The organism is Halomonas sp. 141, from assembly GCF_002810305.1.
Lineage (GTDB): Bacteria > Pseudomonadota > Gammaproteobacteria > Pseudomonadales > Halomonadaceae > Vreelandella > Vreelandella stevensii.
Map to the genome: position 1 here is coordinate 24366 of NZ_PINZ01000033.1, position 12880 is coordinate 37245.

At 61.1% G+C, this 12880-nt stretch carries 10 protein-coding genes and 1 pseudogene; 3 read left to right on the forward strand and 8 right to left on the reverse strand.

What is annotated here, in order from left to right; translation table 11 throughout:
- Window positions 1–6: 6 nt before the first annotated feature.
- The gene (locus tag CWI66_RS13140; protein ID WP_100731925.1) at window positions 7–3147 is read right to left on the reverse strand and encodes an efflux RND transporter permease subunit; all 3141 of its coding nucleotides are present in this window, start codon (window positions 3145–3147) and stop codon (window positions 7–9) included.
- Window positions 3147–4211 (reverse strand): efflux RND transporter periplasmic adaptor subunit, encoded by a 1065-nt coding sequence (locus CWI66_RS13145; protein ID WP_100731926.1) that lies wholly within the window; start codon window positions 4209–4211, stop codon window positions 3147–3149. The genes CWI66_RS13140 and CWI66_RS13145 overlap by 1 nt, the downstream gene beginning before the upstream one ends.
- Before the next feature lie 190 nt (window positions 4212–4401).
- Here CWI66_RS13145 and CWI66_RS13150 point away from each other — a divergent pair, with 190 nt between their 5' ends.
- Window positions 4402–5586, forward strand: coding sequence for an NAD(P)/FAD-dependent oxidoreductase (locus CWI66_RS13150; RefSeq protein ID WP_039181033.1), 1185 nt, complete (start codon window positions 4402–4404; stop codon window positions 5584–5586).
- A 62-nt stretch (window positions 5587–5648) separates the two neighbouring features.
- On the opposite strand, the gene CWI66_RS13155 is transcribed toward CWI66_RS13150, so the two are convergent.
- From CWI66_RS13155 to CWI66_RS13170, 4 genes are all read right to left on the reverse strand, one after another.
- Window positions 5649–5963: a YqjK-like family protein gene (locus CWI66_RS13155; RefSeq protein WP_081137590.1), complete on the reverse strand. Its 315-nt coding sequence runs from the start codon at window positions 5961–5963 to the stop codon at window positions 5649–5651.
- Entirely contained in the window at window positions 5935–6339 is a 405-nt protein-coding gene (locus tag CWI66_RS13160; RefSeq protein WP_081137592.1) for a phage holin family protein, read from the reverse strand. The genes CWI66_RS13155 and CWI66_RS13160 overlap by 29 nt, the downstream gene beginning before the upstream one ends.
- Window positions 6339–6671 (reverse strand): DUF883 family protein, encoded by a 333-nt coding sequence (locus tag CWI66_RS13165; RefSeq protein WP_016914410.1) that lies wholly within the window; start codon window positions 6669–6671, stop codon window positions 6339–6341. Before CWI66_RS13165 ends, CWI66_RS13160 begins: the two co-directional genes overlap by 1 nt.
- An 88-nt stretch (window positions 6672–6759) precedes the next feature.
- The gene (locus tag CWI66_RS13170; protein ID WP_100731927.1) at window positions 6760–7779 is read right to left on the reverse strand and encodes a phospholipase A; all 1020 of its coding nucleotides are present in this window, start codon (window positions 7777–7779) and stop codon (window positions 6760–6762) included.
- Window positions 7780–7968: 189 nt separating this feature from the next.
- Here CWI66_RS13170 and mscK point away from each other — a divergent pair, with 189 nt between their 5' ends.
- Window positions 7969–11298 carry a mechanosensitive channel MscK gene (gene mscK, locus CWI66_RS13175; protein WP_446718684.1) on the forward strand — a complete coding sequence of 1110 codons (3330 nt, stop codon included), beginning with the start codon at window positions 7969–7971 and terminating at the stop codon, window positions 11296–11298.
- On the opposite strand, the gene CWI66_RS13180 is transcribed toward mscK, so the two are convergent.
- Window positions 11295–12053 carry a TlyA family RNA methyltransferase gene (locus CWI66_RS13180; RefSeq protein ID WP_016914407.1) on the reverse strand — a complete coding sequence of 253 codons (759 nt, stop codon included), beginning with the start codon at window positions 12051–12053 and terminating at the stop codon, window positions 11295–11297. The genes mscK and CWI66_RS13180 overlap by 4 nt on opposite strands.
- A gap of 38 nt (window positions 12054–12091) precedes the next feature.
- Window positions 12092–12544, reverse strand: a pseudogene (locus CWI66_RS13185) (hypothetical protein); the annotation flags it as partial.
- Window positions 12545–12716: 172 nt separating this feature from the next.
- Between CWI66_RS13185 and CWI66_RS13190 the strand changes: the two are divergent.
- Window positions 12717–12880, forward strand: a 164-nt coding sequence (locus tag CWI66_RS13190) for a helix-turn-helix domain-containing protein (RefSeq protein WP_157808976.1), incomplete at its 3' end; no start/stop codon positions are given.

Genomic DNA, 12880 nt, shown 5'->3' on the forward strand with positions numbered 1-12880 from the left:
GGTTGCCTAGCGCTCGGGCGTAGCCAGCGGTTCGTGGTCGGCCTCCGGCGCATTGGCAATTTCTTCTTCCAGCTGCCGTTTGACGGCGCCTGGCGAGCCTGAGTAGCGTGCCAGCAAGTCGTAGGCCACCGGCACCACGAACAGCGTAAACACCGTGGCTGCGCCGACCCCCGCCATGATCACCGTGCCAATCACCAGGCGAGACTCTGCGCCAGGGCCACTGGAAACGATCAGCGGGATCGCCCCGGCCATGGTGGTCACCGCCGTCATCAAAATGGGCCGCAGGCGGGTCACCGACGCTTCGATCAGGGCCGAGCGAAAGGCCTGACCCTCATCGCGCAGCTGGTTGGCGAACTCGACGATCAGGATGCCATTCTTGGCCGCCAATCCTATCAGCAGCACCAGCCCCACCTGACTGTAGATATTCAATGACTGGCCGGTCAGCAGCAGGGCCAGCAGGGCACCGCTCATGGCCAGCGGCACCGTCAGCATGATCACGAAGGGGTGAATCAGGCTCTCGAACTGGGCGGCAAGCACCAGGAATACCACCACGGCGCCAAGCACCAGCAGAAAGGTCGTCGCCCCGCTGGCCTGCTGGAAGTCTCGAGACGGGCCTGCCAGATTGGTCTGCACTTCTTCTGGCAGAATGGTGTTCGCGGTGTCTTGCAGGTAGGCCAGCGCTTCACCCAAGGGGTAGCCATCGGCCAGGTTGGCCTCGATGGTAATGGCGCGCACGCGGTCGAAGCGGTTGAGCGTGCTGGCACCAGCAAAGTCAGAGAGCGTCACCAGGCTGGCGAGCGGAATCAGTTCACCGGACCGCGCGGAGCGTACCTGGATATTGTCCAGCGCTCGCGGGCTATTCTGGCGGCCACGGTCGCCTTCCAGAATCACATCGTACTCTTCGCCGTCATCCACGTAACGGGTCACGTTGCGCCCACCGAGCAGCACCTCCAGCGTCCGGCCTATTTCCGTGACGGTGACCCCCAGCGCGGCGGCCCGTTCGTAGTTGATGTCGACCCGGAGCTGCGGCTGGGTTTCGTTGTAATTGCTCTCTACGGCGGTCAGGCGCGGGTTGTGCTCGCGAATATGGTTGACCAGCGTATCCCGCCAGCTGGCCAGCTCCTCGTAAGTGCCGCCCCCTAGCACGAACTGGACCGGTTTCTGGGTGCGTTGACCAAACCCCTGGCGCATGACCGGGAAGGCTTGCACGCCCGGCAAAGAGCCCAGGGTTTGCCTCACGTCCGCCATGATCTCCCAGGCGCTGCGGCGGCTGCCCCAGTCGGCCATGTTGACGATGATGAAACCGCTGTTGAAGTTTTCGATATTGCCGAACCCTCGCGGTGCCCGCACCACCACGCGCTCCAGCTCGCCGCTATCGACGAAGGGTGTCAGGCGTGCTTCGATCTCATCCATGTAATCCATCATGTAATCGAAGGTGGCGCCTTCGGGCCCGTTGACCAGCACGATGAAGTTGCCGCGGTCTTCTTGAGGGGTGTACTCACTGGGCAGCACCGACGCCAGCCAGGCAGTGCCTGCCACCAGCAGGGCAAACAGGGCCACCACCACCCATCTGAATGCCAGCACGACCTCCAGCGCGCGCTGGTAACGCTTTCGAGCGCCGTCCAGCAGCCACTGCACTCCTTGGCCAATGCGGCTATCGTGCATCCCCGGCTTGAGGATCTTGGAAGCCATCATGGGGGTCAGGGTCAGGGCCAGCAGCGTGGAGACGACCACCGCGGCGGCCATGGTCAGCGCAAATTCGGAAAACAGACGGCCGATGTCACCCTGCAGCATGCTCAGCGGCACGAACACGGCTACCAGCACGAGGGTCGTGGCAATGACCGCAAAAGCGATTTGACGAGTGCCGCGGAAGGCCGCCACCAGCGGTGTCTCACCGTAATCGTGCATGCGTCGGTTGATGTTTTCCAGCACCACGATGGCGTCGTCGACGATCAGGCCAATGGCCAGTACCAGCGCTAGCAGCGTCAGCAGGTTGATCGAGAAATTCATGACAGCCAGCGCGGTAAAGGCGCCAATCACGGCGATGGGGACGGTCACGGCGGGCACGATGGTGGTTCGCAGATTGCCCAGGAACAGGAAAATCACGATCACCACCAGCCCCATGGCGATGAACAGCGTCATGACCACCTGGTCGATGGCACCCGACACGAACACCGAGGCGTCGTAGTTGAGCGTCAATGACATGCCCTCGGGCAGGGTGCCTTGCAAGCGCTCCAGCTCCTGTTGCACCGCTTCGGAAAGCTCCACCACGTTGGCGGTGGACTGCATGATCATGCCTAGCCCCACCATGGGCACGCCGTTGGCACGAAACACCGAACGGTCTTCTACCGAGCCCACTTCCACTCGGGCCACATCGGCCAGACGAATCAGGTGCCCGTTGTTGCCCTGGGTAACCGCCAGCCGCTGAAAGTCATCGGCGGTGGCGAAATTGCGCGGTAGCCGTACGATGAACTGGCGATCATCGGACTCGATGGAGCCAGCGGGCAGCTCGACGTTTTCGGCGCGCAGGGCGTCCTCGATATCACCCACGGTGAGGCCCCGTGCTGCCAGCGCGTTGCGGTCCAGCCAGACACGCATGGCGTAGTCACGCCCGCCGCCCACGCGCACCCTGGCTACCCCCGGCTGCACCGACAGGCTGTCCACCAGAAAGCGGTTGGCGTAGTCGGTAAGCTCGGTGATCGAGTAGTCCGCCCCTGAGAGACTCAGCCAGATGACGATTTCATCGCTGCTGTCGGCCTTGGTGACTTCAGGGTTGTCGGCATCATCGGGAAGGTTGCGCAGGGCGCCCGATATGCGGTCGCGGACGTCGTTGGCGGCCGCGTCGATATCCATGCTGATGGCAAACTCGATCTGAATGCGCGAACGGCCATCTTCGCTTTGAGACGTGATCAGCTCGATGCCTTCTACCCCGGCAATACGGTCTTCCAGCACCTGGGTAATGCGGGTTTCGACCACGCTGGCCGAGGCGCCGGGGTAACGTGTATCGATGCTGACGACCGGTGGGTCGACCGTAGGGTACTCCTGCAGCGGCAGGCGATTCAGCGCTAGCAGGCCGAAGGCCACGATCAGCGCGGCGATGACCATGGCCAGCACCGGACGCTGTACGGAGATGTCGGATAAGCGCATCAGCGGTCAGCCTCCAGCAGGGTACGGATGCTGGTCTCTTCATCGGTGATGCCCAGTAAACGTACCTGCTGGCCATCTCGTGCCAGCTGCAGACCGTGTACTGCCACCAGTTCGCCATCTGCCACGCCTTCGAGCACTTCCACTTCGCCACTGCGACGCTCACCCAAGGCGACCTCTCGGCGCTCCAGGCGATGTTCTCCTTCCTCCTCGTGAATGACCATCACGAAATGGCGATTGCCGCTCGGCTCGATAGCGGCTTCCGGCAGTACCAGCGTATTGCGCACGCGTTGCTGCACGACCACCTCCATCAACATGCCGGGGCGCAGGCGCAGCTCTGGGTTGGCCAGCTCGGCCCGCACACTGATACTGCGAGATACCGGATCGATACGGGTACCAATACTGGCGATTTCACCGCGGAAGACATCATCCGGGTAGGCGGCGGTGGTCGCGCTCAGCGCCAGCCCTGCCGACAGGCGGCCCAGAAACACTTCCGGTACGGTAAAGTCCAGCTTCATGACATCCAGCTTGTCGAGGGTCACCAGCTCCATGCCCGGGGTCACCAGTGCGCCAGCGCTGACATTACGAAAGCCGACGCGACCACTGAACGGTGCCACTATCCGGTAGTTGGCCAGGCGTGCCTCTAACGCCTGGGCATCGGCCTCTGCCTGCCTCAGCCGCGCTTGGGTATCTTCCAGTTCGGCGCGGGGGGCCAAGTTGCGTTCCTGAAGTTGAGACGTTCTGCCCACCGCGTTACGGCGCTCATCGGTGATCGCCCGTGCTGCCCTCAGCAGCGCCTGCTCCTCGGCATCTTCAAGGCGTATCAGCAGCTCGCCCTGTTCGACCTGGGCACCATCTTCGAAGGTGATTTCGGCAATGGTATCGGTCACGGTAGCTGACAGCGTGACGCTTTCGTCGGCACGCAGGGTGCCCAGGGCTTCTAATGGGTCGGACCAGGCGGTAGCCGTGGCGTAGTGGCCGATCACGGGGGGCGGGGTTTGTGCTATGGCGTATGGCGGCAAAGTGGCCAGCAGCAGACAGCAGAAGAGGCGTTTGTAAACAAGCATTGGCGTCTCAACGTAAACAGAGGTGACCTGCATTATCCTGAAATCGACTGCCGTGATAAGGGCAAACGGCAAGATAACGGAATGAAAAGATATTTGTTGTACATTGTATGTACATATATTTTTGGCTTGTAAAGTGCTGAGCAGCCTCTCTGCTGCTAAGATAGTCAGCTTTTCATGTAGGGCTTCCAGGATGGTTTACGACGTCGTCGTTATTGGCGCAGGTGCTGCCGGGTTGATGTGTGCGGCTCAAGCAGGTTATGCAGGGCGGCGCGTGCTGGTGGTTGACCATGCCAATAAACCGGGCAAGAAAATCCTCATGTCGGGAGGAGGCCGTTGTAACTTTACCAACCTTGATGCCTCACCAAGCCATTTTTATTCGGAAAATCCTTATTTTTGCATTTCTGCGTTGAAACGTTACCGTCCAGAACATTTTGTATCTCTGGTGGAGCGCCATGGCGTGGAGTATGTGGAAAAAGCGCCGGGGCAACTCTTTTGTGCCGACTCCGCCAAGGAGATCGTGAGAGTCCTGCTGACCGAATGTGAATGGGCCGGCGTCGAACTGGCATTGAAGACGTCCATTTCCAAGGTGGAGCGCTTGGGCGAGGGAATGCAGTTGACTACTTCGATGGGCACCATCAGCTGTGGCGTGTTGGTAGTGGCCACGGGGGGGCTCTCCATTCCCACCATGGGGGCTTCGGGCTTCGGTTACGATCTCGCCCGTCAATTTGGACTTGAGGTGTTGCCTACTCGGCCTGGGCTGGTGCCCTTCACGCTCAGTGATGTCTGGAAAGCGCGTGCTGAAACGCTGTCAGGGCTCAGCGTGCCGGTATCGGTCAGCTGTGGTCAAGGGCGCTTCAATGAGCCCATGCTGTTTACCCACCGGGGGCTGTCGGGGCCGGCGATGCTCCAGATTTCGAGCGTCTGGCAGCCCGGTAGCGCCATTACGATTGATTTATTGCCGGGTGAGGAGGTGGCGGCTTCGCTGCGTCATGCGCGTGAGCAAACTCCCAAGCGCATGCTGTCTACCTGGCTGGGTGAGCGGTTTCCCAAACGTCTGGCACAGGCGATAGTGGAGTGGTACCCCGAGCACGCCACCGCCATGCCATTGGCACAGTACAGCAACGAGGCGATCGACTGCTGGGCACAGTACCTCAATGAGTGGCAGGTGAAACCAGCGGGCACAGAGGGCTGGCGTACGGCAGAGGTGACCATGGGCGGGATCAGTACCGAGGCCATTTCGTCGAAGAATTTTGAAGTACGAGGCTTACCCCAGCTGCGTTTCATTGGCGAAGTGCTGGATGTCACGGGCCAGTTGGGTGGTTACAACTTCCAGTGGGCCTGGGCGAGTGGCGTCGCCTGTGGCCAAGCGTGTTGATCACCATTGAAAAAGCCGCCTGAGGCAAGGCATCCGGCGGCTTTGAACAGGCAAACGCCTCGTCAGCTGGCGACTTTGGCCAGCAGTTTCAGCTTGCGAAGCAGCATATAGCCTGCCAATGCGCGTTTGCCGACGGCCATGGCGCCACCAGGATGGCGAACCAGCCGCAGGGCAGCTAGCCCGCCCACAACGTACAGCGGTAAGCGCAGGCTTCGCCAGTGCCGGTCGAGCGGCGCGGAAGTGCGTTGTAACGTATCGCTGCTCACCAGTATATCGATACGCTGCTGCTCCAGCTCGGCCAGTAACGCCGCCTTACGTTGCTGGCGGGTTAGCGGCTTGTCCGTCACCTTAGCGGCGGCGTTCGGCGAGTTCTTCATCATTGGCCTCCAGCAGGGCGCGATCGGCTGCTAGCTGTTTCAAGGTTTCCTTGAGCAGCGAGTGCCGCTTTGCCTGACGTATGGCAATCACGGCCAGCAGCAGGCTGAGTGCCATCAGTACGCCAGCACTCACGCCAATGGCCGTCAGCCGATAGGTGTCCCAGAACAGAACGACTACCAGCGCCGTCAGCGTGGCCACACCCAGCAGCAGTAGCAGCAGGCTAGCGCCAGCCAACAACAGTAGTACCAATAAACGAGCGCGCTCTTCCTCCAATTCCAACACCGCCAAACGCAGGCGGGTTTCACCGTTAGCTAACAGTGACCTCAACAAGCGTTTAGCGGCAGAAAAGACGCGTTGGGTTGGACCCAATGCCATTAGCGACGACCGAGCAGCATACCTACCACCAGGCCAGCTGCGGCACCGATACCGATGCTGGTCCAGGGGTTCTCATGTACATAGCGGTCGCAGCAATCGGCTTGCTGAGCCAGTGACTCGCGGGTGTCTTCATAGATGCGCTCGCCGCGGGCTTCCAGGCGGGCACGAGTATCCTTCAAACGACGTTCGGCACGCTCACGCAGGTCGCGCATTTCACCGCTGGCATCTTTCGATGTGGCGTTCATCAGCTCTTCGACCGTCTCGCTGAGATGGCGCAGGTCTTCTTTCAGCTGGTCGGCACGTGCGGAGGCGTCTGTGTTACGTTTAGCCATGATGTCTTCCTTTGACGAATGAATGAGTGACAGCTTCAGCATAGCAGCCGTCACTCTATAGACAACCCCAAAGTTTAGTGGTTCCGCATCAACGGTTCAGGCCCGTGGCGCTGAACAGCGGGTTGAGGCTGAAGCCAAGACTCAGGCGATGCACGCGGTTGTCGTAATCGATCATGCTTTCGCCGTACCCGTAGTAATACTGTACGTGTGCTCGCACCCCATTGAAGGCGGGCCAGCTATAGTCGATTTGAGTACCCAGGTTGCCCGGGCTCGGGTTGCCGCGCAGTTGACCAGCGACTTCATGATTGTTGTCCAAGCGCTTGGCCAGACGAATGTCGCCATATCCCATGAAACGCTCGATATCCGGATTATCGTCGTCACCATCCGACTCTGGAACGCGCCAGTGGGGTGCCAGGGTCAGTGCCCAGTTGCCGCGCTGCAAGGTGCTTTCCAGGTATACGCGGTTCCAGCTCCGTGACAGCGGGTCCGAACGGCCATTGGATTGGTGGTTGAAGGCGATGCGGTTGCGCGTATTCACCCAGCCCAGAGCGCTCCAGGCGTTATCGAAATCGATGAACACCTCGGGCTCGTAGTTGGTTTCCCGGAAAGGGGAGGAGGCGTCAGTGTTATAGGCCTGCCACCAGCTTCGCTGGGTATAGGCGAAATAGACGTCGCCAATGTCGCCAAACACGTCTTCCGCCAGATTGAACTTGGCACTGAACTGAAACTTCACTTCGTTGTTGTTGGGGCCTGAAGCATCGGTCACTTCACGAAAGTTGTTGGCGTCCTGGTTAGTGTTATAGCTCACCGGAAACAGGTAATTGGTACGGTGGGTGGTGATGGAAAACGGGTTACGCGTCGACTGCTGCTCCAGCTGGCGGCGTTCGGACAGGTCCTCCAGGGCCACTTCTTCCGGCAGCGGCGTCGGTGGAATACCCTGGGCGGCAGCCTCGGGTGCGTCAATTTGCTGCAGCTGCTGGCGGAGCTGATAGAGCTCGGTATTCAAGGCGCGAATACGCGCTTCGATATCGCCACGCGTCTCGGCCATGGCCGACTGGCTGCCCAGAGCAACCAGCAGGCCTGTGAATATCAGGGGTCGGATAACCATGGATATGGCTCGCAATGAAAAGTAGATAAATGTTAGCGACGTTCTATACAGGCGGATGAGGTAAGTCAACTGCCAATATTCTGGTGACCGGCCGGATTGCGCGGGCAGGCCTTACGCTTGATAATGGCGCCTTGCCCGATAATACGGGCTGACCAGTCAATGAGGCTTCTAGACGTGGTGAAGAGTGCCATGAAAGCAGTGAACGGCGCGCTGGGCGTGTTGATGTGTGTTGCGCTGCTGGTTGTATCTCCGGTGGGGTGGGCCGAAAGCGGCGAGCGTGTGCCTTCGGAAAGTGCTCTGAACGAGCGGCTGGCTGCACTGGAGTCTCAGGAGGGGGAGCTGACCGCCGCGCAGCAGCGCGAGCAGGCTGCCCTGGAAGCGGCGCTGCAAGCCTATGAGCGGCTCAAGGCGCTGGAAGAGCGCCAACGGGCGCTGGAGCAGCGCGTCAGCCAGGCCCCTGAACAGCTGCTGCAACTCGAACGAGAGCTGCGAGAAGCCGAGGAAGAGAGCCAACAGCTCTCCGTGGATAGCCTCAGCGACATGCCGCTGGACGTACTGGAAGCTCAGCAGAGCAGTGCAGTGATCGAACTCCAGCAGCTACAGAGCCAGTTGGCTGAAGTCAATTCGCAGCTGTTGGCTGCGCAAACCTTGCCCGAACGTGCCCAGCAAGCCATCTCCGAAGCCTTGCAGCGGGCCGAGACCTTGCGCCGTGAGCACGATGCCCGCGAAGCGTTGCTGGCTGACCGCCAGCTATCCGCTCGCGAGGATGCGCAGTTGATCCAGTGGCGTCTGGAGCGTGCGCTGGCCGAGCAGGAAGTGTCCCTCAATCAGCGTGAGCTCAGTGCCAACAGTCGGCTGCGGGAACTGGCTCAGCAGCGGCGCGAGCTGTTGGCGTTGCAGATCGACCATCAGGAGCAGCGGCTGAACCTGCTGCAAGGGGTCATCGATCGTCAGCGACGCCTGCAGTCCGAGCAGGCGATTGCAGATGCCGCTCGGGATGATCCATTGATTGCCGAGGGGCATCCGGTGGTGCTACGCGCCCAGCAGGTGAACCAGAACTTGAGCCTCGAGCTGCTGCGTGCCACCGACCGCGCCAATGCCATCGTGCGTGAAAACATCGAAGCCCAGCGCCAATTGGAGCTGGTGCGTCAGTTGCAGCGTAGTCTTGGTGAGCAGATGGAGGCCATTCGCGGTAGCCAGCTGCTATCACGGATACTCAGGGAACAGCGCCAGTCGCTACCGGTGATCGTGCCGCGCCGCGACCTGCAAGATGAAATTGCCGACTTGCGCCTCAAGCAATTCGATCTGATACGCCAGCGTGATCAGCTGCGCCAGGGAGAACGCCTGGCCACCCAGCGGCTACAGGAAGCGGGTGTCGAGGTGACGCCTGGGCTGGTGGACTCCCTGACGCGGCTTTATCAATCTCGCCGTGAGCTGGTGGAGCAGCTCGAGCAGTCCTACGGCAGCCTGTTGAGCGCCGCCATCGAGCTGCAGTTGAACCAGCAACAGCTCTTGACCACCACCCACGAGCTGCGCGCCACCATCGATGAACAGCTTTTCTGGGTAGCCAACAGTCGTCCGCTGGACCTTAACTGGGTGCGCCAGTTACCCAATTACCTGCAGCAGGAGTGGCAGCAGGGCGAATGGCGTGCCGTGCTGCCCAACCGCTGGCAGGGCCTTGGCTGGGACATGCTGGTCGGTGCGCCGCTCCTGCTGCTAAGCCTGGCGCTGCTGGGGTTACGCTCCCGTATCAAGGCCGCGCTGGCCCGGCTACACTCGCAAATAGGCCGTTTGAAGAGTGATACGCAGCTGCACACGCCCAGAGCAGTGCTGATGAATGCGCTGCTGGCGCTGCCTGGCCCGCTGGCGCTGGCGGGGGCTGGCGTTGCCCTGCGCACGGCAGAAGGCGCCCTGGCAATGGGGCTGGCGCCGGCCTTGCTGCAACTGAGCCTGAGCTGGGGGGTGATTGCCTTGGGCCGCCGCCTGCTGGTGCCCGATGGCGTTGCCGAGCGTCACTTTACCTGGGCACCCGCTTACAATGCTCGATTACGCCAGCTGCTCGGAGGGTTAGGCGTGGCGCTGGTTCCCGTGGTAGGGATTGCGGCCATGTCTGGGCAGGTGGAGACCCCGCTGGCCATGCGCCCGGTGGCCATGGGGCTGTTCATGCTGGGGCTGCTGGCCATGGCGTGGTGGTTGATGCAGCTGATTCTGGCCCACGTGCCTGTCTTTGGAGTGCGGCTGTTTCGGTTGATCCTGGGGCTGGCCATGGCCAGCGTACCGTTGGTGATGCTTGGGCTGGTGGCCTGGGGCTACGAATATACGGCACTGCGGTTAGTGGCGCGTTTTGCCATGACTCTTTACCTGCTGGGGCTGTGGGTCGTGGTGGAAGCCACGGTGGTCCGCAGCCTGGCGGTGGCCGCTCGCCGCCTGGCGTATCGGCGCGCTTTGGCGCGAAGGCGTGCCCAGGTGCAAGAGGGGGCCGAAGGCGGTCTCGAAGTGGTCGAAGAGCCGCCCCTGGACATGGAGAAGATCAATACTCAGTCGCTGCGGCTCTCCAGGCTCATTCTGCTGATCGGGTTCAGTCTGCTGCTCTACCTGGTCTGGTCGGACTTGCTGGCAGTGCTGGGGTATCTGGATCAGGTGGCGCTGTGGGACGCCGATGAGGGCGATCTGGTGGACGGCGCGCTCTCCCTTTCCGACTTTTTCACCGCGCTGTTGGTGGTCGCCATTACCTTCATCATGGCGCGTAACCTGCCGGGGTTGCTCGAAGTGATGGTGCTGTCGCGGCTGGCCTTGAAGCAGGGCAGCGCCTACGCCATCAGCTCACTGCTCTCTTACACCATCGTGGGTACCGGGGTCGTCATGTCGCTGGCCACCCTGGGGGTTTCCTGGGACAAGTTGCAGTGGCTGGTGGCGGCGTTGAGCGTGGGGCTGGGCTTTGGTTTGCAGGAGATCTTTGCCAACTTCATTTCTGGCCTGATCATCCTGTTCGAACGCCCCATTCGAATCGGCGACACCATCACGCTGGGTAACCTGCATGGCACGGTCAGCCGTATCCGCATCCGCGCCACCACGGTGACCGACTTCGATCGCAAGGAGATCATCATTCCCAACAAGACATTCGTCACCGACCAGCTGATCAACTGGTCGCTGTCGGACAATGTCACTCGGGTGGTGCTGACCTATGGCGTAGCGCATGGCTCTGATTTGCCATTGGTGCATCAGCTGCTGCGCCAGGCCGCCGATGAAAACCCGCGCGTGCTGGCGGACCCGGAGCCTCAGGTGTTCTACCTCAACTATGGCCCGCACAGCCTGAATTTCGAGCTGCGCATCTTCGTCAACGACCTACTGGACCGGCTGTTTGCAGCCGACGAAGTGAACTGCCGTGTGGATGAGCTATTCCGCGAAGCGGGCGTGCGGGTGGCCTTCGAGCAGGTGGACGTATGGCTGCACCGTGATCAAGGGGAGTCGGTGAAGGTACAGACCCGCAAGCCGCTGCCTCCTGAAAATCTGGATTAAGGGGCCTCGTGACTGGCCAGCATCAGGAACTCCCGATTGCCGTCCCCGCCGGTGATCGGGCTCTCTTGCCAATGGGTGATGTGCAAACCGCAGCTCTGGCAGGCTGCACGTATCTTGTGCTCCACCTCGCTGTAGCGGGCTGGGTCGCGTACCACGCCGCGCTTGTCCAGCGCGCTGGGCTCCAACTCGAACTGCGGTTTGACCAGAGAGATAAGCTTTCCCTTGGCCGGTAGCAAGGCGGCGATTTCCGGCAGGATCAGCGTTTGAGAAATGAACGACACGTCCATGATGGCCAGCTCGATGGGGTATTGGCGCAGCACTTCCAGCAAGGCTGCCGAGGTGCTCATGTGGCGCGCATTCAAGCCTTCCAGGCACACTACCCTTGGGTCCTGGCGCAGCGCTTCGGCCAACTGGTCGTGGCCTACCTCGACACCCACTACATGGCGGGCTCCGAAGCGCAGGGCGCAGTCGGTAAAGCCGCCGGTGGACTGGCCCACATCCAGCACGCCCAGGCCCTCCAGCCGCATATCCAGCGTAGTGAGCGCTCCCTCGAGTTTAAGGCCTGCCCGGGAAGCGTAGCGCTCCTCGGGGTCCTCCTCGACGCGCAGTGATGTGTCGGCGGGCCACTTTTCGGAAGGCTTGGTGAGCGGGGTGCCGTCGGTCAAAAAGACACGCCCGTTCTTGATGAGGCGCTGGGCGCGGGTGCGTGAGCTGGCCAGCGCCTGGCTGACCAGCAGTTGATCGAGTCGTATCATGGCAGCGTATCAGGAGCGTTGAAAGACCGCGTATTATGTCATGTTGTGCCTGGCTCTGCCTGCAAGTCGGTGGGAGGGATTCGCGTAGCTCCCCAGCTGCGATGTAAATAGCCCTTGACGCGCTCCAGCTCCTCCTCGCCCACGCTGGCCAGTTTGCCACTTTCCAGGGGGTCGTAGTGGTAGATGTAAAGCCGCGAGAGAAACTGCTCGAAGGGCAGTGAGGCTTCACCGAAGCGCTTGCCGTGAAACTCAGGCTTGACCCAGCGGTGCGGGTCGCCTTCGCGGCCGATGCAGCGTCGGCCCATTTCCGCATAAATGCGTTCCAGGTGCGGGGCGACGACCAATGACACTGGGGCGAGGGGGAGCTCGCTGGCCACTCCCGCCACGCTCTCCTGGGAGGAGATGGGCTGGCCTTCGAAGTGCATGATGATCTCATCGCCCCGAGTGGCCCGGGTCACCTTTTGCAGCAGATAGTCCGGGTTGTTGTAGGCCCCAGTCCGAGCCAGCAAATGAAGGGCGGGTGGGAATTAGCAAAATTCCGCGTAAACCCTCGCCCAATCGGGCGGGGATACAAGCGGGAAGCGCGCTAGCGCTGCTGGGGGTTGATCTTCGCCCCTTACTGTCTATTATGTATAAAAATACAGTTTTGAGCGGCGCCGTGCCATGTTAATAGCCACCAAAGTACGCCTCTACCCGACCCCTGAACAAGCTGATTTCTTAAATCAGCAGTTCGGCGCGGTGCGGTTTGCGTACAACAAGGCACTGCACATCATCAGTACGCAGTACAAGCGGCATGGCACCAAGCTCCGGGCTAAGAAAGACCTCAA